Origin of the sequence: Virgibacillus sp. LDC1 (assembly GCF_025792345.1) — a bacterium.
Classification (GTDB): Bacteria; Bacillota; Bacilli; order Paenibacillales; family Paenibacillaceae; genus Paenibacillus_AQ; species Paenibacillus_AQ lautus.
Genome location: NZ_JAOXLZ010000001.1, coordinates 2,383,301 through 2,404,608, shown reverse-complemented (window position 1 = coordinate 2,404,608; position 21,308 = coordinate 2,383,301). Strand labels below are relative to the sequence as shown.

Here is a 21,308-nt window from a genome sequence, read left to right as displayed (position 1 = left end):
ATCAATTGGGGAAACACCAAAAAAGGACAGACAGAAGGATAACAAGCCGTGCTAAAAAAGCCCGCCCGTTGCGTAGTCCTTCTGCTCTGTCCTTTGTACCTGAGAGTTACCCCACATGTCATGTAAGTATAATGTCAAGCGTGTGTGAGTTTCCCCGTGGGTGATTCTACATTCAGAATTCTCTCCAGAGGTGCGTCCGGTAAAGGTCCTTTTGCCTGAGAGATTCACCGTGTTACGGCTTACTCCTTCGGCGCTACCTGTCAATCCTGTCGGTAATCTCTCCCGCTACCATCATCCGCGTGAAAATTATTGAGTTGTCATCAGCTTCCTTGCGTTCTTGTGATTATTATAAACGTGTCGCTCCATAAAGTGTCAACCTTTTATTTCACCAAATTATTTTCATTCTTAAAATTTTTGTCAGATATCTTGACATCATCTCGTCCCTGTTTTATTCTGTGGGAGAATAAGCCAACCGAATATGCGGATGACGATGGATGGGAGAGACCGCCCCACGAGGGTTGAAACCTTGGCGGCACCGAAGGAGCAAACCGTTATGCCTGCCGGGCTGACGAGTAATCTCTCAGGTACACGAACCGCCATCTGACGCAGCTCTGGAGAGTGCGCAAGCCACCCAAGGGGAAAGATCGAACCGGTGCAAGAAACGGTCGATCATAAACTCTCAGGTACCGAGGACAGAGAAAAGGCGAATGCCTTTTTTCGCGTCCTTTTTTTTCATTTATTCACCCTAATTTCATTTCTTTTAAGAAAAGAGGAGTATCCGTAAATGAGCGAAATCAGAGAGAATTTGGTGTACAGCGACGATCATGAATGGGCATTGAAGGTAGATGGAAATGTGGTGCGCGTCGGTATTTCCGATCATGCGCAATGCCAGCTGGGCGATATCGTATTCGTTGAACTCCCCGAGACGGGCGCTGTCGTTTCAGCAGGTGACAGCATCGGTACCATTGAGTCGGTCAAAACCGTATCGGAACTGTATTCCCCTGTAGCAGGAACCATTACGAAAGTGAATGCTTCCCTGGAAGATCAGCCGGAGCTTGTGAACGGAGAGCCGTACGAAGGCGGATGGATCATTGAGGTAGAGGTGGAAGGCGATTTGGAGGAAGCACTCGGACAACTGCTGACTGCGGAAGCTTATCGGGCTAAAGTGGATTAAGTATGGAATCATAACATTGAATCATGAAACATAACGGCTGCTACTCGTGATGAGGTTTACGAGTAGCAGCCGTTTTTATTTTTGGCGTTAATTCTAGGAACCTAGCAGGTTCGATATCAAGTGCTCGAAGCCACACGGCGTGCGATCCGGCGTGCTCGAAGCTCAGGCAGATTCACGACCAGAATTCCGCCGATGATGAGCATGCTGCCAACGATGGAATAGAGAGAAATCGCTTCGCCGTACATAAATGCGCCCAGCCCCAGCGCGATGATGGGAGAAACAAAGAGCCAGGTGGACGGAAAAAAAGCATTGGTTGCTTTTAGCAGCCAGGCATACAGACTATGGCCCAGCATCGAGCCAACCATCGTCAAATACAAGACGGATCCGATGGCTGGTAACGTTTGAATACCATTCCATTGTACATGTTCACTGAATAGGGATAACAGCAATAGGGCTGCGCCGCCATACATCATCTGCACCGCATTGATCGTAATCGGTGAGATAACCGGCATGTCAAAGGATAACTTCCGGGTAGCCAGGGAGCCCACGCTATAGCCGATTTCACCTATAAGAATGGCGATACAGCTCAGAATCCAGATGAGATCGCTCCCCATCGCCATCTCGGGCATGATAAGCAAACATACCCCCGCAAAACCGACCGCGCACCCCCAATAATCACTGCGCCGGGCATTCTTCCGCATCACGACCGATTGGATCATCAGAATCATCATGGGGCCTGTTGCCGATAGAATGGCAGCGATCCCCGAGGATACGTGCTGCTCGGCCCAATACAGCGTTGCAAACGTCAAGAATGTGCTGGTCATCCCGATTAGAAGGAATTCCTTTCGCAGGAGAAGACTTGGTTTTGCCTTCCGCTGTAATATCATCCATAGGAAGATGAAGGCGCCCGCCAGAAGAAATCGAAGTCCCGCTGAGAGAAACGGCGGCAATCCTGCTTCAACTCCAATCTTGATGGCGAGAAACGTCGTGCTGAAAATGGCGCACATTAGCAAGTAGTTAAAAATAATCATGTAGCATCCTCCTTTTTCTATACTATAATAGGTAGTTAATAGAACAGATTGGTGATAGGTAGAACAGATATGCTTTATTGGGATCGGGGGAAGAACAGATGGAAATATCAATGCTGGACGACAAACATCAAGGGAAGCGAACATTACAGCAGTCGGTCTATGACACCATTCTGGAAGGAATTGCTCGGGAAGAGTGGAAGGAGAAGGGCAAAATCCCGTCCGTGCGGGCGATGGCCGAACGTTTGAACGTTCATCGATTAACGGTGCTGAAGGCTTATCAGCAGCTGTTAGAGGACGGGATCGTGGAAGTTAAATACAGATCGGGATATTTCGTAGCGGCGAAGGCCCCTGTCACATTGCCGGAACGCTGTTCATCCAGCCCGCCATGGGCATATCAAGCCAAATCGATATACGTCAATCGCAGCCGCTTGTCCGAAATACACAGGCATCAAGTCGATTACCAGATGTCGGAAGCGCTGATTGATCCTACACTGCTGCCGAATGCATTCTTGTCCAATCACGTGAAACAAGTGTTTGACATGTATCCGAAAGTATTAAGCACGTATTCTTCCGTGTCCGGAGATTTGGAGCTGCGCGAGGAGATGGCTCGCTATTTTATGGACAAACAAGGCATAACGGTCCATCCGGAAGAGCTGCTCATTACGACGGGATCCCAGCAAGCGATCGACCTAATCTCGCGTTCGCTCGTCAAAAGCGGAGATTGCGTATTGATCGAACGACCGACGTATAGTCCGGCGATCGATGTTTTTGTGCAGCAAAATGTCAAGCTGCTTCCAATTGAGATAACGCCGGAAGGGTATGACCTTGAACGAATTGAAGGTCTTATGCAAACGGAGAAACCGAAGCTGTTCTACATGAACCCAACGTTTCAGAATCCGACGGGATACACGGTTCCGATCGCACAGCGCAAAGCACTGGTTGAACTGGCGGAACGATATCAGTGCATTCTGGTGGAGGATGAGGTATATCACGACATTTATTTTGGAGATCCGCCGCCGCTGCCCTTTTTTTATTACGATACTGAAGGCTATGTCATTCACATTCGAAGCTTCAGCAAATATGTGGCCCCCGGCTTGCGGATATCGGTGCTGGCTGCCCGTCCGGAACTGATGAATGTCATCCTTCCGATCAAGGCGCTGTCGGACAACGGGACGCCGCTGTTGACGCAAAAGATTTTCCAGCACTATTTCTTCTCGAGCAGACTTCAGGAGCATGTGGCCAAGCTTCGGATTGCGCTGGAGCTTCGTAAAGCGAGGATGGAGAAGCTGCTTGAGCCCACAGAATGGCGATGGAACAGCCCCGGCGGCGGCTTGAATTTGTGGATACAGCTGCCGGAAAACGTCAACGTGGATGCGTTGTTGCGGCAATGCCTAGCGGAGTCGGTAGCTTTTGTACCGGGGCGTATATGCGACCCGCTGGATCAGATGGATTCGTGGATCAGGTTGAGTTATTCGTATATCAGCGAGATTCAGCTGGAAGAAGGGATACGTCGTCTCATCGAGATATCGGAACGGGTGAAGCAAGAATCCTATTCTAAAAATGGTCTAATTTAATGTCACAAAAACAGCCCTCTTCTCGTGTTATGTGCAAAATCGCATAAAACAAAGGAGATGGTTGTCTCATGAAGGATCTTACATGTGTTGTTGTTGGTGGAGGCTTTGCGGGTATACACACCCTAAAAGCGATTCAAAAAGCTTGTCACAAAGGACTTAACGGAAGGAAGCTGCGCCTGATCCTTATCGATAAAGGTTCCGCCCATGTGCGGAAAGTGCTTTTGTTCCGTCCTGCAGTGAGCGAAGAGGGAATTACGGTTCCATGGGAACAAGTCATGCCGGAAGGTACCCGGTTTATACAGGGCAGGGTAACTGGCATTGATAAGCAGAGCATGCAGTTGAGCTGCGAAGATGACAAAGGGCTGGAGCATAAGATTCATTATGATGTCCTTGTTATGGCCGTTGGAAGCATCGTGCGTCAGGCAGCACCGGACCTAGGCGGGATATCGCTGACAGGTGTTGAAGCGGCGGAACGTATCCGGGAACGGTGGCACTCAAACCTTAGGCTGGCGGCAGAGGAAACGGATCCGCAAGAGAAACAGCGGCTGATGAGTGCAGCCGTAGCAGGTGCAGGCATAACGGGAATCGAAACGTCCGCCGAGCTGGTCCACGCCATGCGGACAGAGGCGGTTAAGCTTGGTTTAGATCCGGAGCAAATCCGTGTGCATCTATTCAATTCTCAGGAGCGATTGTTCCTGGAAGGACCTGCGAAGGTGGGACATCGGCTTGAATCATATTTAATCGATCTTGGCGTAACTATTCACCATGGGAGCAAAGTGCTCAAAGAGGAACAGGGACTGGTTCATGTTAATGTTGGATCTCCCATCCCTGTTGGTTTCATGGTGTGGGCGCTCGGCCTGGCTCCGAACCCCGCCCTGCTCAGCCTTGGACTGCCGGTTACGGCAGACGGTCAAATCGTTGTAGATGAAAGCTATCGTGTCAAGGATGCGCCGGGAGTATACAGCATCGGCGATTGCGCGCATGTGGTTGATCCCGCAAGCGGTGCTGCTGACAGAATGACATGCAAGGAAGCGATCCCCCAAGCGGCGCGACTTGGTGGCATTGTGCATGCGGATTTAATCGGTGCCCCCGCCGCCAAGCACAGGAGTGTAACGGAGGGTTATACGGTAGGGCTGGGGCCGGGACATGGGTTAGTCTGGTCGCGTACCTGGGGATTGGATATCATGATCACAGGAAAGCTGGCTTACAAGGTGAAATCGTTCATGTGGAATTATTCCAGCATGGTTCGATAGATGAGGAGCAATCCTGCTTGAAAGGGATGAAGAAACGGCATGTTAGAGCTGTATGAGCAGTATAAGGGGCTCCTGTTTCATCTTGCATATCAAATGACCGGAACGGTGGCGGACGCAGAGGATGCGGTACAGGATGTGTTCGTGAGAGTTCAAAGTCTCCCCCTGGGGCAGTTGGAGGAGCCCAAAGCGTATCTGTGCAAAATGGTGACGAATCGCTGTCTTGATGAGATCAAGTCAGCCCGAAAGCGAAGAGAGCAGTACTACGGCCCCTGGCTTCCGGAGCCGATTCCGGCGTCTTATAGCGAGTCCTTTGAAGCCATCGAGAATCATGAACTGCTCTCTTATGCCATGCTGGTTCTGCTGGAGCGGCTGTCTCCTTCGGAGCGGGCCGTATTTGTCTTGCGGGAAGCGCTTGGATTCGATTATCCGGAAATCGCAGGACTCATCGATAAAACCGAGTCCAACTGCCGCAAGCTCATGAGCAGGGCGAGAGGAAAGATGGGGATCACGGAGGACGATCTGATCGGCGTGGGGTCTATGGCAGAGGAATGGGTGAGCAGATTCTTCACGGCCCTTTCCGAGGGAGATGCCGAACATGTCCTGACCCTGCTAGCGGATGATGCTGTGCTGCTCTCCGATGGCGGCGGTAAAGTAATTGCAGCTGCAAGACCGGTCGAGAGCAAGGAGCGGGTTGCCCGTTTCCTCATCGGCATTCTTCACCAAGCGCAGCTGGAGGATGGAGAAGCTCCGGAGATCGAGGTAAGGGAACTGAACCATCAAACTGCTGTTATTTTCCGTCAGGGACGAAGTGTCACCGGCGTTATCTTTGTCAATATTCGCAACGGATTGCTGCAGAATATTTATATTGTGAGGAATCCGGATAAACTTGCGGGGATCTAAGCGTATGCTTGAAAATCGTTAAAGTACAATTAGAGCAGCCTACCTCTAGGGAGGGGCTGTTTTTTACTGGAGACAGGAGATGCATGAGCGAAACCCAATCGAACGGTTAGATGAGATTTTCATGAAGGAAGTTTGATCCTGGATTCGTATTCCAGTATGCAGGGTAATTACATTTCGGGTTCGCAAGCGGATCTGTTACCAAGTGCATTTTCGTCAGGCACTCATCTACTACCTACATACCAGGAGGTTCCGACAAATGGACAATTCAAACGCCAATTCGAATGCTAACAGCAGCCACAACAAGACGAGCAAGGACCAACACCTGGAACAATTCACGGTAGACAATGACGGTAAGGAACTGACAACCAATCAGGGACTTAAGGTCTCTGAGGATGAACATTCGCTTAAAGCGGGCGAGCGCGGTCCGACCTTGATGGAGGACTTCCATTTCAGAGAGAAGATGACGCATTTCGACCATGAGCGGATACCGGAACGAATCGTCCATGCCCGCGGTTTTGGGGCTCATGGTTATTTTCAGCTATATGAATCCATGAAAGATTATACAAAAGCCAAATTTCTGCAGGACCCTTCCGTCGTCACGCCGGTGTTTGTCCGATTCTCCACGGTTGCGGGCTCCAGGGGATCAGCCGACACCGTCAGGGACGTGCGCGGCTTCGCAACCAAGTTTTATACGGAAGAAGGGAATTATGATCTTGTTGGCAACAATATGCCGGTCTTCTTCATACAGGATGCCATGAAGTTTCCCGATTTCGTTCATGCTGTCAAGCCTGAGCCGCATAACGAGATCCCGCAAGCACAGTCCGCCCATGATACGTTCTGGGATTTTGTCACTAACAACTCGGAAAGCGCGCACATGATCATGTGGGCGATGTCCGACCGATCGCTTCCGCGAAGTTTCCGAATGATGGAGGGCTTCGGCGTACATACCTTCCGTTTCGTGAACGAAGAAGGACAAGCGCATTTCGTGAAGTTTCACTGGAAGCCCGTGCTCGGCACACATTCCCTTGTATGGGATGAAACGCAGAAGCTGGCAGGCAAGGATCCCGACTTTAACCGCCGTGATCTATGGGATGCGATCGAATCAGGAAATTATCCGGAATTTGAGTTTGGTGTTCAAATGATTCGGGAGGATGAAGAATTCAATTTTGGTTTTGACATCCTTGATCCGACCAAGATTTGGCCCGAAGAACTCATTCCCGTCAAAATCATCGGCAAGATGACGCTCAATCGCAATACGGATAATTTTTTTGCGGAGACGGAACAGATTGCATTCCATCCGGGACATGTCGTACCCGGAATCGATTTTACCAATGATCCGCTTCTGCAAGGCCGCTTGTTCTCCTATACCGATACCCAGCTTTCCCGGCTTGGTGGACCCAATTTCCACGAAATTCCGATCAACCGCCCGATTGCACCGGTTCATAACAATCAGCGTGACGGGATGCACCGTATGACCATTAATAAAGGACCAGTCAGCTACCACAAGAACGGTATTGCCGGTAACACGCCGAAGCCGGTTCCAGTGGAGCGCGGCGGTTACGAGCATTACACCGAGAAGGTGGAAGGACGTAAGGTGCAGGCACGCAGTGACAGCTTTAAGGATCATTTCAGCCAAGCGGCCCTGTTCTGGAACAGTATGTCTGAGGTCGAGAAGCAGCATATCGTATCCGCGTTCCAGTTCGAGCTTGGTAAAGTGCTGCGAAAGGAAATTCGCCAGCAAGTCGTCGATCTGTTCGCGAACGTTGATAGCGAACTTGCCACACGGATTTCGGAGGGCATCGGAACCATGCCTCCGCAAACCAGCGGCTCCGCTTCCAGCGACTCTTCTCCGGCACTGAGCATGATGAATACCGTGAAGCTCCCGTTAACCCGTAAAGTGGCGGTGCTGGCAGGCAACGGATTTACGGACGAACTTCCCTTTGTGCTCACGCAGCTGCAGCAAGCCGGCATTATCACCGAGGTGGTTAGCGCGAAGCTCGGCGTCATTCAAGGCAAAGCCGGCGCGGAACTGGAAGTGAACCATTCGCTGCTTGGGGCGGATTCCGTCTTGTTTGATGCGGTGCTTGTTGCAGGCGGCGCGTTAAGCTTATCGGAGCTCCTGGCGGATCAGAAAGTGCTGGATTTCGTCAAGGAAGCGTATCAGCATTTCAAGCCGATCGCAGCCATAGCCGAAGGGGCAAACTTGCTACCATCATCCAGTGGTGAAGGGATCGTGGTTGCGCAAGAGAATGAGGATTTGAAGCCGTTTGGCGAAGCCTTCATTGATGCCATCGCGGCGCATCGCCATTGGTCGCGTACGATCTAAGAATGGATTGCCCTTGAATATATAAAACGATTGCGCTATAATTCCCTTTAATCATTGGCTGAAAAGTGAAGGGGATTACACGATGATGAACATCCAATTCAATCAACTTCATCATCACAAGCAGCGTTAGCACGCCTGTCATTCTACAGGGTGGGCTAACGCTGTTCGCGTTGGCCTCCCTGCCGCATATCCAGCGCGCGGGACCAAGAGGTCCGGCGCGTTTTTTATTTTCATTAGAACGAAAGGATGAGTAGCGATGCAGAACGTAAAAGGAACGTATGATTATTTTGGCCAAGAACAGGCGATCCGAAGAAAGGTGCAATCGACGCTGCGTGAAGTGTTTGAATGCTATGACTATGCTGAAATGGAGACAACCATTCTGAATGAATCGGACCTGTTGTCTTCCAAATACGCAGGAGGGGAAGAAATTCTGAAGGAGATGTACCAGCTGACGGATCAGGGCACGCGACGTCTGGGGCTCCGGTACGACCTAACAATTCCATTCGCCAAGGTGATCGCGCTGAATCCCGCCATCAGCCAGCCATTCAAGCGTTATGAGATGGGAAAGGTATTCCGGGATGGTCCCGTCAAACGGGGAAGATTGCGGGAGTTTCTGCAGTGCGACGTTGATGTGGTGGGAATCTCGGGACCGGAAGCGGAAGTTGAGTTAATGCAGCTTGCAGCCGAAGTGTTTCGGAGACTTGAAATCCCGATCGTGCTCCGGTGGAACAACCGAAGCTTTCTTGGTGAAATTCTTGGAGCTATGGGCGTACCGGAAGAAAGGAAAACATCTGTCATGCTGACGCTGGATAAGCTCGATAAGATTGGCAAGGAGGGAGTTCAGCAAGAGCTTGCGGGTAAGGTGCTCCCATCGGAGATTTGTCGTCAAATTCTTGATTTTGTTGATCTCAAGGAGCCGACATTAACGCAAATAACAAGCACATACAACCTGGACAACGAGCGCGGAGCACGAGAAGTCCAGATCCTGCAAAATATGCTGCAGCGCGTCGGGTTGCAAGAGATCTGCGTATTTGATCCTTTTCTATCAAGAGGCTTGTCATTTTACACGGGAACCGTTTACGAAATCTTTGACGCATCTCAGGGCTTTCGTTCAAGCTTGGGCGGAGGCGGCAGATATGATGCGATTATCGGGCAGCTCGTTGGCCGCGAGGACATTGTTTATCCTACGGTGGGTCTTTCGTTTGGTATGGAATCCATCATGGAGATGATCCGGAACCGTCCAATTGAAACAAACAAGCCGCTCGTTGTGGTTATCCCGATTGGAGAAACCATACCGGAAGGATTGACGGCTGCAGCGGCACTCCGGAATCGCGGGATTCATGCGCGATTGGCGGACAACCGCCGCAAATTGAAGAAAACATTAGCTTCCGCTTCAGCTGAGAGTATTCCATATGCCATCCTGATCGGTGAAGATGAAGCGGCGGCGGGCATGGTTCGATTGAAGAATATGACCGAGGGCAAGGAGCTTGCATTGACTCTGCAGAAGGCGGTTGAGCTTATCATGCAATCCTGTGAATGATGACATGGAGGAAGCCGCGCTTATCCATCATGGCGTGTAAACTCATGACTAACAACTTGTGTAGGCCGACATATGGAATGCCTTTGTTCTTTTTCGAATATAATGGTTTTCTACCGAAAAGGGACTCGCGCTCGAAACGATCTCCAAGTAGAATAAAGCGTATAGATGTTACCAGGGGGGAGCGGATTGCAATGCTGTACGAACAATTCTTCATGCTGCATCAAAAGCTTGCTGTTAACGCTCCAGCCAACACGGCTACGGAAGTGACGCTTGAGCAGATCGCCGAAACGCTGTATTGCACAACGCGGAATGCCAAGCTCGTTATACGCAAGCTCGAGGAGAAGAGTTGGATTATATGGAAGGCAGGACGCGGGCGAGGAAACCGTTCCAAGCTTACGTTTCTAGCCGATCAAGCTGATCTGCTTCAGGAAGCTGCGCAGCAGCTCGCGTTAAAAGGGGAATATCGGCAGGCCTTCGAACTGATGCGTACCTATGGTCAAGGTATTCACACTAACGATTCCTACGTGGAATGGATGAATGGGCATTTTGGCTTTAGCAAGGAGATGAGAGAAGGGGAAGCGGAAGCAAGGGATTCGCTGCGGCTTCCCGTTTACCGCTTGATTGAAACGTTGGATCCCGCCGAATGCTACTACAGTTTTCAAGCTCATATGATCCAGCAGATATTTGACCGGCTGGTGATATACGATAATGCCAACGATCAATATCTTCCCGTTATCGCGCATTATTGGAACAGCAATGAGGATGGAACGATTTGGACTTTTCATCTCCGTAAAGGAATACTATTCCATGACGGTAAGGAATTATCGGCGGAGGACGTGAAATTCACGGTGGAACGTCTGGGACGGGATAAACGAAATGCTTGGATCGTGCGTGAACTGCAGCGGGTAGAGGTGGTGTCCCCTCGTGAGGTTCGTTTTATTCTTAACAAGCCGAATCGGATTTTTATCCGGTTTCTTAGCTCCACTTGCATGTCCATCGTGCCTAAGCATTTGGCGAGCGTCCATGAAGAACAGTTCTGGAAGCAACCTGTCGGAACGGGACCCTTTCGGGTAGAGGAATGGACCGATGAACGGCTGACCATTCATGCTAACCCCCATTATTATCAAGGGCGGCCGCATTTGGACAACATCCACATTATCTTGATGCCGGAAGATGCGGAGCATTGCGAGGTCAGCTGGGAGCGGCTGCTGCGGGATCCGGAGCATGTCAATCATAGCGGTGAGAAACATGCAGTGGATATCATCGAATCATCCGAAGGCTGTACGACTTTGATTACATGGAATATGAAAAAGCAGGGGCCCTATCAGTCCATTGAATTTCGTCGGGCATTCAGCCTGATTCTGAATCGTACCGAGATGATACGCGAACTTGGCGACAATCGGCTTTACCCGGCCAAAGGATTCATTATGGATGAGCAAGCGCCTTACCGTAAAGACCGATATGATCCCGAGCTTGCAAAATCAATGCTGGAACAATCGGGTTATGACGGCTCTCCCATTACCATGGGGACGCTCGTCAATCATATCAAAGACGCCGAATGGGTGCAGAATCAGTGCGCTTCCATCGGGATTCCATTGATCATCCGGGAGGAGAGGATGGATACCATACACCAATCGGATGTGATGAACAGCATGGATTGTATCTTGCATGGTCTGGTTCTTCCAGGTGAAGAAGTATGTTTAATCGAGAATTACGAACAGAAGGGAAGCGTAGTCAAGGAGTTCATGGATCCATCGCTGCATCATTGGGTGAAAGATTGCGTAGATGATGCGCTTGCCAGCGAGTGGTATGAGGAGCGTATGAGTTTGTTATCCCATATCGAAGAGAGGCTTCGGGAGGAAGCGCATGTATCATTCTTGGTTCATACAAGATTTTACGCAAGCTTGGATCCTTCTTATAAAGGGCTTGTCATCAATAATCTGGGATGGCTGGATTTTAAGCAGATTTGGCGAGTATGATTTCTTCTCATAAAAAGAGCAAGCGCAAATAACCGCGCTTGCTCTTTATTTCTTATAAGGATTTCGTGCGGCTTCTTCGGGATCTCCGCTTTCGAAAGAAGCCATAAAGTTTATCGAGAATTCGGGTATTGCTTGTGGTATGCTGCGATTCACTTGCGATCTCGTCATGAATAATGAATCTTCCTTGGCGATCAAGTTCGTCCCATTTAGCTTGCTGGTATTCGTTCAATTTCTCCAGCGTATAATGATCATTGTTCATGTTAACCTCCCTATCAGACATTCGGAATTCGCTGTAACGCCGGTAGAATGTCTTGATACTCTCATTATGGAGGTCAACCGAACTTGTAAAAAGTGTAAACCTCGGCCGCCTTTTTTCCCCTTTTCATGAACTAAAGGACTACCGCAGAGAAGAGATTAGACTTTATGTTCACGATGCGTGATGGTGGAATTCTCAATCTGGATCGTTGAATGCTCGATGTGGAATCGACTGTCCAGAAGATCAATCGCTTGTTGCAGAATCTCATAACTATTCGCGTCATCCTGGGCGACGAGATGGCAGCTCAAGGAATCGAAATTGGACGTAATCGTCCAAATATGAAGATCATGGATGCCGGTGACCCCTGGAATAGACAGCAAGGACTTCGTTACTTCTTCAGGGTTTATCGCTGCCGGTGCACCCTCCATTAGAATATGAACGGTATTCTGTATGATTCTCCAGGCGCTCTTCAGAATCAAGATCGACACAAGGATGGATATGATCGGGTCCGCAATGTACCATCCGAAGGCAAGCATCACGATTCCGGCGATGATTGCGCCTACAGAGCCGAGTGCATCACCGATAACATGGAGGTACGCGCTGCGGAGATTGACATTGTTCTTCACATCCCCCGTCCGCATCAAGAACCAGGCACTGAGAAGGTTAGCCAACAGGCCGATAGCTGCAATGAGCATCATGCTTCCGCTAGCGACGGTAGGCGGGTCATCAAAGCGCTGAATCGCTTCCCATACGATAAAGCCGGCGATGACAAACAAGGCGACGCCATTTAATAGTGCTGCCAATATTTCAAAACGATAAAAGCCATAGGTTTTATTCGGCGATGAGGGCTTCGTGGCAAACCATAATGCAACCAGACTGAGCAGCAACGCACTGGCATCACTTAACATATGTCCGGAATCGGATAACAGCGCCAAACTGTTGGTTAGCAAGCCCCCTACAAACTCTAGAATCATGATGCCAAGTGTGATGATGAGGGCAATGGCAAGTCCTTTTTTGTTTCCTGAGCGGGCATGATCATGGTGGCTGTGGTCATGCCCATGATGATGGTTATGATGATGCATAATCGAAAACTCCCTTCGGATCCATCTGTTAAATGTAATCCATAATCATAAAATAATTTACATTATATATAATATGAACATATGCTCATATACAGTGTAATCCCTCCGTTTGTTTTTGTCAAGTTTTTCCGGAGAGTCTGCGAATGTGAAAATCATTTTCCACTTGTTCATTTATCTAGTATGCTTGATTAGCGAGATAATTAGATCTCCGAGTGATGATCTTGGAACTAATATCGGTTGTAGAGAAGGAGTGGTATGCGACATGGGAGAACAACGTAAATCGATTAGTGAAGCTTATGGCGAAACAGCCTATCCATTGATTGGACATAGCCGCAGGAATCTTGAGGTGCTGCTGGAGGCATTTCGGGATGTGGATGGGTCGCAGATGGGGGATACATACGGCAAAGGCGCTATCATTGAGGAATTTCAGGCGCGCATGGCAGACGTACTGGGCAAGGAATCGGCTGTCTTTTTTCCAAGCGGAACCATGGCGCAGCAGATTGCTTTGCGGATCTGGTGCGATGATGCTGGGCTGAAACGAGTGGCCTATCATCCCCTCTGTCATCTGGAGATCCACGAAGAGGACGGGCTTAAGGAGCTGCATCATATCGAACCGATTCTTCTTGCCGATAAAGAGCGTTTGATCACGCTTGAAGACGTGCAGAGCCTGGATCATGACATTGCTTGTTTACTGCTGGAGTTGCCGCAGCGTGAAATCGGAGGTCAGCTGCCCGATTACGAAGAGTTGGAGGCCATATCGGCGTATTGTCGTTCTCAAGGCATTAAGCTGCATCTGGACGGGGCAAGATTGTTCGAGATCACCCCGTATTATCAAAAAACGGCGGCAGAAATCTGTGCTCTTTTTGACAGCGTATATGTGTCCTTCTATAAAGGTATAGGCGGGATTGCCGGCGCCATTCTGGCTGGCGGCACCGATTTTGTGGCGAAGTCCAAAGTATGGAAAAGGAGGCATGGCGGGGATCTGGTCAGTCTTTACCCGTATATCATTAGTTCAAGTTATTATTACACGGAAAGAATAGGTAATATAGGCCGATATTACGAGGAGGCTAAAGAGCTTGCAGCTTTGTTTAATTCGTGCGAGGGCGTGAATACGAAGCCTGCCGTGCCCGTATCGAATATGTTTCATGTCCATTTTGAATGGGACAAAGAACAGCTTGAGCCCATTCTGATCGAGGTTTTCCGCGCGACGGGCGTCGGATTGATCAGTTATCTAAACGAAGCAGGGGAAAGTCAATGTTATACGGAAGTTCACATTGGGGAACGGTACGGCAAGACGCCGAGAGAAAGCATTCAAGAAGCTTTTCAATTGTTGAATGAGAAATTGCAGGAAGCTGCGAGCACATGACAAAAGGACCTGAATCAGGTCCTTTTTCATTTGCCTATATTCATCCAATCGGTCCCATATAGACAAGCTCGGACGAATTGGCCGGATGCTGGGCAAGACCAATGATATCACCAGCTCTGGGAATTTGCAGCTTCGATACAAGGGTCTCCAGCGTTTTGGTATATTGGCTTCCATCGTTCTCCGTTACATCCAATTCAAGGATGACAACCGGGTCGAAATTGATCAGCTTCCCGGTATCCCGTACGGTTCGTACTTTAGCGGTGGACGTTATGGCCAGCGCTCCGGTCGCTGCCAGCTGCGCTTGCTTCGCCTGCTCTAAACTTTGGTTGATGGCATTGCGATGCTCCTTCGGTACAAAACCTTTCATCATCATGCCCGTTAAACCCTTGTTCATCATTTTATCTGCTTTCTCCAAAGCATCCTGCGGACTTTTCTTTTTTCCAAACCATCCCATAAGCTCAGCACCTCGCTAGTTAAATTATTTATTATTCCATGTTACCCGTGGGGTCTAAAGGAGACAATGGTTTGGCAAGGATACAAAACTTTCGGCGTTAGGAGTAAATTAATACGATACTCCTTCAAAAACTTTTGCCGAATGAAATGGTTTGCGCACTCTTTATCCTGTCACACAGCGAATAAAATGAAGGGAACGGCAAAAGTTTTGCTTGTAAAGCATGCTTTTGTAACCATTTTGGCGCATGAGTTATTTACTTCGAAGCAGGTAGACCAGCTTTTTGTAGTAAGACGTTGACTCTTTGTATTTCCTTGCTTCCTCTGATACCACGGCCAATGCTTCATATAAGGATTCGAGTCGCAATGTAAGCTGATTGGACTCGTAGTACGGTAAACAAGAAAGGGCATACCCCATAAATTCATCATGATGACCGTGAGCCAAGGCCAGCTGGCATTGGTAGTAGGCTGCCGACATTTCTTGATCCGTTGTCAGCTCTATCGCTTTCAGCTCTTGAATATACTGGGTTACAAGCCCCCACTGCTTTTGAGCCAATGCCAATTCACACCGGTAAATCAATAGAACCGGGCGGAATTGCTGACGTACCTCTACGGCTTCCCGCGCGAGAAGTCCTTCAAAACGGTGGATTTCTTCTTCGGCTTTTTCATGATCTCCCTGCATCGTCAGCATGATGATCCGATTGTTCAAGATGGTTGACACCATGTTCCCCTGGTTTACCGCATAGACCAAATGGGCTTCCGCCATGGAGAGGGTAACCAGCGCTTCCTGATACAATCCCATGGAATAACAATAGCCGCTGTACGCGATGTACAGATCGGATAAGCGGTGAAACAATCGGTCTTCATAAACCCGTCTCATCGTACCTTCAAACACCTGCTTGGCCTGGTCATATTGCTTCAAAAATATACAGGCCTCCATCTTGAAGTTTTGGGTGGTCAGCCATAAATCGGTGCCGTCCTGCACATATTCGCTTAACCGGTTCACTTGGCTTAAAGCCTCATGATAGCGGTTCTTGGAGCGATAGAACTGGATTTTATAGAACAGCATCGCTTTTTTCGCGGGGAGCGGGAGCCCAGCGTCGTCAGGACGGCCGTATTTCTCCAGATAAAAATTGAGGTAATTCTGGTGCAGATAATCATGGGATACCGCATCGTTCACTTGTTGATAATAGACCGCCTTCATCAAGGCAGTTGTAAGTTCTACCGTCAGACAGTCATGTCGATCGGGAAGATCGTGTATGCGCTCCTCTGTAACGTGAGAGACCGATTGGGATAATTCTTCAAAGATGCGTTCCGCTGTCTCGAGTGTATCCTTATCGGAATTAGCCGTATGGATTAAATAGGAGGGGGTCACTTGCAAACGCTGTGCCAGATGCCCGGCAAGGTCCTCGGCCAATGGATAACGATCGGCAAGGATGTTCGCAAAATGGGTGGTTGTCACGAATCCCTCAACTAGCTCTTTGCGGGATATTCCTTTTTTCTTGCACAAGAAATCAATTCGTTCTTTTAACACGGGAACAAGCTCCTTAATAACTGGATTTTGGGAAAAGTATACCATGCCGGGCGCGACCTATCCGGACTGATGGTTAAAAGAGGAGCAAGGACCTAGTCACTTGTGAGCGGTGAGTGCGGGTAAGCAAGGAATTTGTTAGAATAGAAAGTAGAAGCGAGTAAATTTTGAATCATCCAATTCGGCGAGGTGAAAATCATGATGGCTCACATTAGAACCACAACCGTTCAAGTCGTTAAATCAGGCTCCGGGCAAAGCCGCACGGAAATATCGGGCAGACTATTTGTTCGGAGCCTTCTTCAACATTAATTAGAACTGCATTATTTCATGTGTCGGCTTTGCTCACTATTTACACGATTCTATGTAGATAGGAGCAGGGAGAATGAAATACGAGAAAGCACTAGATATTTTACCTGAACACGTAGTCAAAACCATTCAACAATATATTGATGGAAGTTATATTTATATTCCGAGAAAGTCGGAGAACCGGAAGTCCTGGGGTGAACAAACCGGGGTTAAGAAGGATCTGGATATTCGGAATCGCAGCATTTTCAAAAGTTTTTTGCATGGCGACTCCATCCGTGCATTGTCAGAACGATATTATTTAACGGAGCAATCGATCCGTAGAATTATTCGGGCAGAACGACTGAAAGATTAGGTGAGATCGGATATCATTTTCGTGAAACGGTTATATGGCATTCGATTATCATCAGGAAAGAGCGGCTAGGACACTTGTCCTAGCCCTTTCAATTTAGGAGAATAACCTATCAGAAATTTAGAACGAACTGGACCCGACGGAAATGGGAACAGTGTGCCTTGGGTCATTGTAATGCAGCCAATTTGCTCCGTCATGATTTACCATGTTAAGGAAAAGCATTAAAATAGAGGTTAACGACATTGCAAGTAGAAGGAGTTATGCATGAACCCGTCATATACCCGGCGCATACAAGAAGTTTATCCGCACCTGGATATTCAAGACGTTGAGATGAACAACATAGGCCAGAACAACGATGTGTTGATTGTGAATCAGACGCTGGTCTTCAGATTTCCTAAGTACGCGGAAAGTTTCCAAGCGTTGATCAGAGAAACCCAAATATTGAATGGGATCAAGACCAAGTTGACGCTGCCTATACCGAATCCGATGTATGTTTCATTTGGCGATATGCAAGTGGGCAAAATGTTCATGGGTTATCCTTTAATCGAGGGTCAACCGTTATGGACAGAAGATTTGCTTTCACACCGGAATTCGGACATCGAGGATAGGCTGGCAGAACAGATGATCGAATTTCTCATTCAACTTCATGCTGTGGAGATCAATGAATGGATCGCTGGCGATAAACAGATTGTAAATGTCCACGAAGAAATGTCCGGATTGTACACTCAAATTCAAAACCTATTGTTTGGTTACATCAGACCCGATGCACAGGTGGAAATCTCAAGCAACTTCACCGGATTTTTGAACAACCCTGCGAATCATGACATTCGTCCAAGCTGCATTCATGGTGACTTTGGCTCGTCCAACATCTTATGGAGCCCGGAGAAAGGTCGAATTACAGGCATCATTGATTTTGGAGGCTCAGGGATCGGAGACCCGGCTTATGATCTTGCGGGAATTCTGTCGGGGTATGGTCAAGCGTTCTTCGATAAGTGTATCGCCATGTATCCGAATGGAGAGCAAATCGCGGAGCGCGTACATTTTTATAGAAGCACATTTGCCTTGCAAGAGGCGCTGCATGGGGTCATTCATCAAGATGCTGAGGCGTTTGAGGCAGGCATACGAGATTTTAGATGAAACATAATCATGGGGTTATACATGATACAAGTACTGGAGGTATCCCATAAATGACACCTAAACCCGTCATCATCGAGGAATATAATCCCGAATGGCCGAAAATGTTTCAGGTGATTCAATCCATATTGGCACAGACCCTTGGTGCTGATGCGCTGAGTATCGAGCATGTGGGAAGCACCTCCATACCAGGGCTTGCCGCAAAGCCAATATTGGATATTGACGTTGTGATCGAATCCATGAAATCGCTTCCGGCGGTCATTGCGAAATTAGAAACGCTTGGCTATAACCATCAGGGGGATTTAGGGGTCGAGGGCAGAGAAGCTTTTGAAAGGAAAGATGAGTATGCCCCACACAGCGAGAAGCTTACATTGAGAATGACCCAGCATTTATATGTCTGCCATCGGGACAGCAAAGAACTGTTCAGGCACATTACTTTTCGGGATGCTCTCATCAATAACCCGGAGCTGGTCAAAGAATACGCCTCATTAAAGAAAGACTTAGCCATAACTTTTCGAAATGATCGGAAAGCCTATACGGAAGGCAAATCTGATTTTATCCAGCAGGTATTGAAGCAAGGTGCACGCTAAAATGCTGAAAGAAATCCAGCATAACAACTTATATCATGAGCTGAATCCTACCAACAAAATACATAACAGCGAGGTAAACCAATGAACGTTACATTAAAGGTGTTAGATAACACGGAGCTTAAAAGCATCTGGAAGGAAGCGTTTCAACAGCAAAATATAAAGCGACCGGATGAGTACTATGATTTGTGCGAATATGAGAACCAAATTGGCAAGCGTGTCACTTTGTTGGCATTTGTTCATGAGGAGCTGGCCGGGGTTTCCCACTTGAAATACGAATCGAGTTATCCGTATTTTCGAGATCAGAACATTCCGGAAATCAATGATCTGAATGTGTTCCCGGAGTACCGGAGAAACGGCATAGCGAACTGCATCATGGAAGAATTCGAGAACATCGTTCGCAAAAAAATGGCGCGTATCGGTATCGGGGTTGGATTGTACAAAGACTATGGTGCAGCTCAAAGAATATATGTCCGTCGCGGTTATATTCCCGATGGCAACGGGATTATGTACAGCAATGAACCTGTGGTGCCCGGTGACATGGTATGTGCGGATGACGATCTGAATCTGTATCTGATTAAAGAGCTGGTTTAATATAGCGTACTGCAAATAATCGGCTTCAGTTATATAAGTTTCAGGAGCGTGAGCATGAGCATGAGCTTTTTCATTCGATTAAATATATCGAGTTTTTTGTATGCACTGTTCCCTTTTGCCGGGATTGAACTCATGGCTAACGTTTACCGACTCAGTCGAGTAACAGGGTGGGGGCTGGATCACGTGAATGTTGTGATTATGGTCTTCTCCTTAGTTGGCCTGCTTCTATCGGGTTACGGATTTCCAAAGCTGATCAGGCATTGGTTGGGTGGCCGTAAAACGTCTTTCTTTTCGCTTCTTTTGTGGATCCCCTATTTCATGATTCTGACCTATATTGTGGCTGCATGGTTTCCGATCATCGATCCGGCAGACAAACCGAATCCTGTAACAGGGCTCATTGCCATCGCAGTTTTGGCACTGTACCCATTCTATCTGGCTATCCTTCATCTGTTTGGAACTACCCCGATTACTGAGGGGATGGAGGAGGATCAAGTGACATGAGTTTAATGAATAAATATCAGGTGAATGTATCAGGTTCAGAAAGGAGCGGGCTATGATCATCGGCATCCTTATCGTGGTGCTTATTATTGAACTCCTTGTAATTGAGGTCAGACTTAAAAAGAAGTTGCATCATGACGAGAGAATCATTGAGAGACTCGATCTCATGATCAAAGATATCCGTGAATTAAAGAATAAACAATAGATTCACGGTCTAGAGGAGTAAGTAAAGATGGGCAATGTGGATAAGCATAAATAAGCTCGAACAGGAGAATGAACGATGAATAAAGGGTTTTCCCATTGCTTGCAAATTTTCCCGACGTCTAACTTCGAGAAGACCAGCGAGTTTTATGAGCGAATCGGGTTCCGTGCTGTGAACTATTTTGATGCAGCAGAACCGCATGTGTGCCTCTACAAGGACTCTATTGAGATTGTATTAACGAAGACGGAGATTGAGGTTGTTCCCAATCGAATCCGTTACGGATATGGGTACGATGCTTATTTTATTACTTATGGACAACGGGAGATCCAGCAAGCGCTTATGGATTTGGACGTGAATATTGTTAAAGCCTTATCGACGACGGATTATAACAATCATGAGTTTGTGTTTGAGGATGTGGACGGACGCTGGATCGCAGTTGGTAATAAGCTATAGAAACTAGGCGCGAAAAGGAGGGGGATGAGACATGGTTGAAATTCTGGTCGTCAGGCATGGACAATCGGAAGCGGATATTTTGAATCGGTGTGAAGGACGGGCTGACTATGCACTGACGGGTCTTGGCCAGCAACAGGCACGGCTCCTGGCAGAGTGGATTCATCGTGAATATACTTTGGATGCCATTTTCTCCTGTACGTTAAACCGGGCCAAGCAGACCGCGGCAGCCATAGCTGAAACAACAAAAGTCCCCGTTACCTACGATGATGATTTAATGGAGCAAAATAATGGGGTCATAGCCGGTATGCTAAGAGAAGAGGCTTTACTTAAATATCCCTTGCCTGATGGAGGAAGAAAGCGGCACGATTCGATCGAAGGCGGAGAGTCTGAAGTGCGTTTCAGAGCAAGGGCCGAACAATTCATATCCAAGCTGTTTACTACAATCCATAGCGAGCCTGACTTGAAAAGAGTATGCATTGTCTCCCATGGCGGAATGATCACGATGTTGTTCCGAAGCTTCTTGAATCTTCCTTATCATACGGATATTCATATCCCGACAGGCGATACAGGCGTTCATCTATGGAGATATGATCGTAGCGGGAAAAAGATAATCGCGGCTACGAATTTGCAGGAGCATCTATTATGAAATAATATGCACATTAAAATCCCGCTATAGCCATCGTGCTGTTGCGGGACTTTTCATAGGCTTTACAATGATCTACA

General features: G+C 48.1%; 20 protein-coding genes and 3 riboswitches. Of the genes, 15 read left to right on the top strand and 5 right to left on the bottom strand.

The window, feature by feature from the left end; translation table 11 throughout:
* Positions 1–84: 84 nt before the first annotated feature.
* A riboswitch (glycine riboswitch) is annotated at positions 85–190 on the bottom strand.
* Between the two features lie 3 nt (positions 191–193).
* A riboswitch (glycine riboswitch) is annotated at positions 194–295 on the bottom strand.
* 189 nt (positions 296–484) lie between these two features.
* A riboswitch (glycine riboswitch) is annotated at positions 485–606 on the top strand.
* A 178-nt stretch (positions 607–784) separates the two neighbouring features.
* Positions 785–1,174, top strand: a complete 390-nt coding sequence (gene gcvH, locus OHJ21_RS10685) for a glycine cleavage system protein GcvH (RefSeq protein WP_100537618.1) — start codon at positions 785–787, stop codon at positions 1,172–1,174.
* A 116-nt stretch (positions 1,175–1,290) separates the two neighbouring features.
* Here the strand turns inward: gcvH and OHJ21_RS10680 are convergent, their stop codons facing one another.
* Complete coding sequence (locus OHJ21_RS10680) at positions 1,291–2,205, bottom strand: DMT family transporter (RefSeq protein ID WP_394055261.1); 915 nt, start codon at positions 2,203–2,205, stop codon at positions 1,291–1,293.
* Between the two features lie 98 nt (positions 2,206–2,303).
* Here OHJ21_RS10680 and OHJ21_RS10675 point away from each other — a divergent pair, with 98 nt between their 5' ends.
* From OHJ21_RS10675 to OHJ21_RS10650, 6 genes are all read left to right on the top strand, one after another.
* Positions 2,304–3,779, top strand: a complete 1,476-nt coding sequence (locus tag OHJ21_RS10675) for an aminotransferase-like domain-containing protein (RefSeq protein WP_394055263.1) — start codon at positions 2,304–2,306, stop codon at positions 3,777–3,779.
* Between the two features lie 68 nt (positions 3,780–3,847).
* Positions 3,848–5,032, top strand: a complete 1,185-nt coding sequence (locus OHJ21_RS10670; protein WP_394055265.1) for an NAD(P)/FAD-dependent oxidoreductase — start codon at positions 3,848–3,850, stop codon at positions 5,030–5,032.
* A gap of 39 nt (positions 5,033–5,071) precedes the next feature.
* Complete coding sequence (gene sigJ / locus OHJ21_RS10665; RefSeq protein ID WP_394055267.1) at positions 5,072–5,932, top strand: RNA polymerase sigma factor SigJ; 861 nt, start codon at positions 5,072–5,074, stop codon at positions 5,930–5,932.
* Between the two features lie 256 nt (positions 5,933–6,188).
* On the top strand, positions 6,189–8,258 hold the full coding sequence (locus OHJ21_RS10660; protein ID WP_486020025.1) for a catalase: 2,070 nt from the start codon (positions 6,189–6,191) through the stop codon (positions 8,256–8,258).
* A 256-nt stretch (positions 8,259–8,514) separates the two neighbouring features.
* Positions 8,515–9,798 carry a histidine--tRNA ligase gene (locus OHJ21_RS10655; protein WP_394055271.1) on the top strand — a complete coding sequence of 428 codons (1,284 nt, stop codon included), beginning with the start codon at positions 8,515–8,517 and terminating at the stop codon, positions 9,796–9,798.
* 191 nt (positions 9,799–9,989) lie between these two features.
* Positions 9,990–11,777 carry an ABC transporter substrate-binding protein gene (locus tag OHJ21_RS10650; RefSeq protein ID WP_394055273.1) on the top strand — a complete coding sequence of 596 codons (1,788 nt, stop codon included), beginning with the start codon at positions 9,990–9,992 and terminating at the stop codon, positions 11,775–11,777.
* Positions 11,778–11,829: 52 nt separating this feature from the next.
* Here the strand turns inward: OHJ21_RS10650 and OHJ21_RS10645 are convergent, their stop codons facing one another.
* Both OHJ21_RS10645 and OHJ21_RS10640 read right to left on the bottom strand, forming a co-directional pair.
* Positions 11,830–12,036, bottom strand: coding sequence for a hypothetical protein (locus tag OHJ21_RS10645; RefSeq protein WP_100537610.1), 207 nt, complete (start codon positions 12,034–12,036; stop codon positions 11,830–11,832).
* Positions 12,037–12,191: 155 nt separating this feature from the next.
* Complete coding sequence (locus OHJ21_RS10640; protein ID WP_100537609.1) at positions 12,192–13,115, bottom strand: cation diffusion facilitator family transporter; 924 nt, start codon at positions 13,113–13,115, stop codon at positions 12,192–12,194.
* A gap of 262 nt (positions 13,116–13,377) precedes the next feature.
* On the opposite strand from OHJ21_RS10640, the gene OHJ21_RS10635 reads away from it, so the two are divergent.
* Positions 13,378–14,481, top strand: a complete 1,104-nt coding sequence (locus OHJ21_RS10635; protein WP_486020024.1) for a threonine aldolase family protein — start codon at positions 13,378–13,380, stop codon at positions 14,479–14,481.
* 40 nt (positions 14,482–14,521) lie between these two features.
* Here the strand turns inward: OHJ21_RS10635 and OHJ21_RS10630 are convergent, their stop codons facing one another.
* Together OHJ21_RS10630 and OHJ21_RS10625 are read right to left on the bottom strand one after the other, a co-directional pair.
* Positions 14,522–14,935 (bottom strand): hypothetical protein, encoded by a 414-nt coding sequence (locus OHJ21_RS10630; protein ID WP_326113323.1) that lies wholly within the window; start codon positions 14,933–14,935, stop codon positions 14,522–14,524.
* 249 nt (positions 14,936–15,184) lie between these two features.
* Positions 15,185–16,465, bottom strand: coding sequence for an XRE family transcriptional regulator (locus OHJ21_RS10625; RefSeq protein WP_394055278.1), 1,281 nt, complete (start codon positions 16,463–16,465; stop codon positions 15,185–15,187).
* 379 nt (positions 16,466–16,844) lie between these two features.
* On the opposite strand from OHJ21_RS10625, the gene OHJ21_RS10620 reads away from it, so the two are divergent.
* The 7 genes from OHJ21_RS10620 (at position 16,845) to OHJ21_RS10590 (ending at position 21,231) form a co-directional block, all read left to right on the top strand.
* Entirely contained in the window at positions 16,845–17,120 is a 276-nt protein-coding gene (locus OHJ21_RS10620) for a CD3324 family protein (protein ID WP_394055280.1), read from the top strand.
* A gap of 261 nt (positions 17,121–17,381) precedes the next feature.
* Positions 17,382–18,254, top strand: coding sequence for a phosphotransferase family protein (locus OHJ21_RS10615; protein ID WP_394055282.1), 873 nt, complete (start codon positions 17,382–17,384; stop codon positions 18,252–18,254).
* Between the two features lie 50 nt (positions 18,255–18,304).
* Positions 18,305–18,841 carry a GrpB family protein gene (locus OHJ21_RS10610; RefSeq protein ID WP_394055283.1) on the top strand — a complete coding sequence of 179 codons (537 nt, stop codon included), beginning with the start codon at positions 18,305–18,307 and terminating at the stop codon, positions 18,839–18,841.
* Positions 18,842–18,922: 81 nt separating this feature from the next.
* Positions 18,923–19,432 (top strand): GNAT family N-acetyltransferase, encoded by a 510-nt coding sequence (locus tag OHJ21_RS10605; protein WP_326113328.1) that lies wholly within the window; start codon positions 18,923–18,925, stop codon positions 19,430–19,432.
* 54 nt (positions 19,433–19,486) lie between these two features.
* On the top strand, positions 19,487–19,933 hold the full coding sequence (locus tag OHJ21_RS10600) for a hypothetical protein (RefSeq protein ID WP_394055286.1): 447 nt from the start codon (positions 19,487–19,489) through the stop codon (positions 19,931–19,933).
* A gap of 277 nt (positions 19,934–20,210) precedes the next feature.
* Positions 20,211–20,585 (top strand): VOC family protein, encoded by a 375-nt coding sequence (locus tag OHJ21_RS10595; RefSeq protein ID WP_486020023.1) that lies wholly within the window; start codon positions 20,211–20,213, stop codon positions 20,583–20,585.
* A gap of 31 nt (positions 20,586–20,616) precedes the next feature.
* Positions 20,617–21,231 (top strand): histidine phosphatase family protein, encoded by a 615-nt coding sequence (locus OHJ21_RS10590; RefSeq protein WP_486020022.1) that lies wholly within the window; start codon positions 20,617–20,619, stop codon positions 21,229–21,231.
* Positions 21,232–21,308: the final 77 nt, after the last annotated feature.

Coding starts and splice junctions, on each gene's coding strand:
- gcvH (WP_100537618.1), top strand. CDS start 785: ATGAGCGAAATCAGAGAGAATTTGGTGTACAGCGACGATCATGAATGG.
- OHJ21_RS10680 (WP_394055261.1), bottom strand. CDS start 2,205: ATGATTATTTTTAACTACTTGCTAATGTGCGCCATTTTCAGCACGACG.
- OHJ21_RS10675 (WP_394055263.1), top strand. CDS start 2,304: ATGGAAATATCAATGCTGGACGACAAACATCAAGGGAAGCGAACATTA.
- OHJ21_RS10670 (WP_394055265.1), top strand. CDS start 3,848: ATGAAGGATCTTACATGTGTTGTTGTTGGTGGAGGCTTTGCGGGTATA.
- sigJ (WP_394055267.1), top strand. CDS start 5,072: ATGTTAGAGCTGTATGAGCAGTATAAGGGGCTCCTGTTTCATCTTGCA.
- OHJ21_RS10660 (WP_486020025.1), top strand. CDS start 6,189: ATGGACAATTCAAACGCCAATTCGAATGCTAACAGCAGCCACAACAAG.
- OHJ21_RS10655 (WP_394055271.1), top strand. CDS start 8,515: ATGCAGAACGTAAAAGGAACGTATGATTATTTTGGCCAAGAACAGGCG.
- OHJ21_RS10650 (WP_394055273.1), top strand. CDS start 9,990: ATGCTGTACGAACAATTCTTCATGCTGCATCAAAAGCTTGCTGTTAAC.
- OHJ21_RS10645 (WP_100537610.1), bottom strand. CDS start 12,036: ATGAACAATGATCATTATACGCTGGAGAAATTGAACGAATACCAGCAA.
- OHJ21_RS10640 (WP_100537609.1), bottom strand. CDS start 13,115: ATGCATCATCATAACCATCATCATGGGCATGACCACAGCCACCATGAT.
- OHJ21_RS10635 (WP_486020024.1), top strand. CDS start 13,378: ATGGGAGAACAACGTAAATCGATTAGTGAAGCTTATGGCGAAACAGCC.
- OHJ21_RS10630 (WP_326113323.1), bottom strand. CDS start 14,935: ATGGGATGGTTTGGAAAAAAGAAAAGTCCGCAGGATGCTTTGGAGAAA.
- OHJ21_RS10620 (WP_394055280.1), top strand. CDS start 16,845: ATGAAATACGAGAAAGCACTAGATATTTTACCTGAACACGTAGTCAAA.
- OHJ21_RS10615 (WP_394055282.1), top strand. CDS start 17,382: ATGAACCCGTCATATACCCGGCGCATACAAGAAGTTTATCCGCACCTG.
- OHJ21_RS10610 (WP_394055283.1), top strand. CDS start 18,305: ATGACACCTAAACCCGTCATCATCGAGGAATATAATCCCGAATGGCCG.
- OHJ21_RS10605 (WP_326113328.1), top strand. CDS start 18,923: ATGAACGTTACATTAAAGGTGTTAGATAACACGGAGCTTAAAAGCATC.
- OHJ21_RS10600 (WP_394055286.1), top strand. CDS start 19,487: ATGAGCATGAGCTTTTTCATTCGATTAAATATATCGAGTTTTTTGTAT.
- OHJ21_RS10595 (WP_486020023.1), top strand. CDS start 20,211: ATGAATAAAGGGTTTTCCCATTGCTTGCAAATTTTCCCGACGTCTAAC.
- OHJ21_RS10590 (WP_486020022.1), top strand. CDS start 20,617: ATGGTTGAAATTCTGGTCGTCAGGCATGGACAATCGGAAGCGGATATT.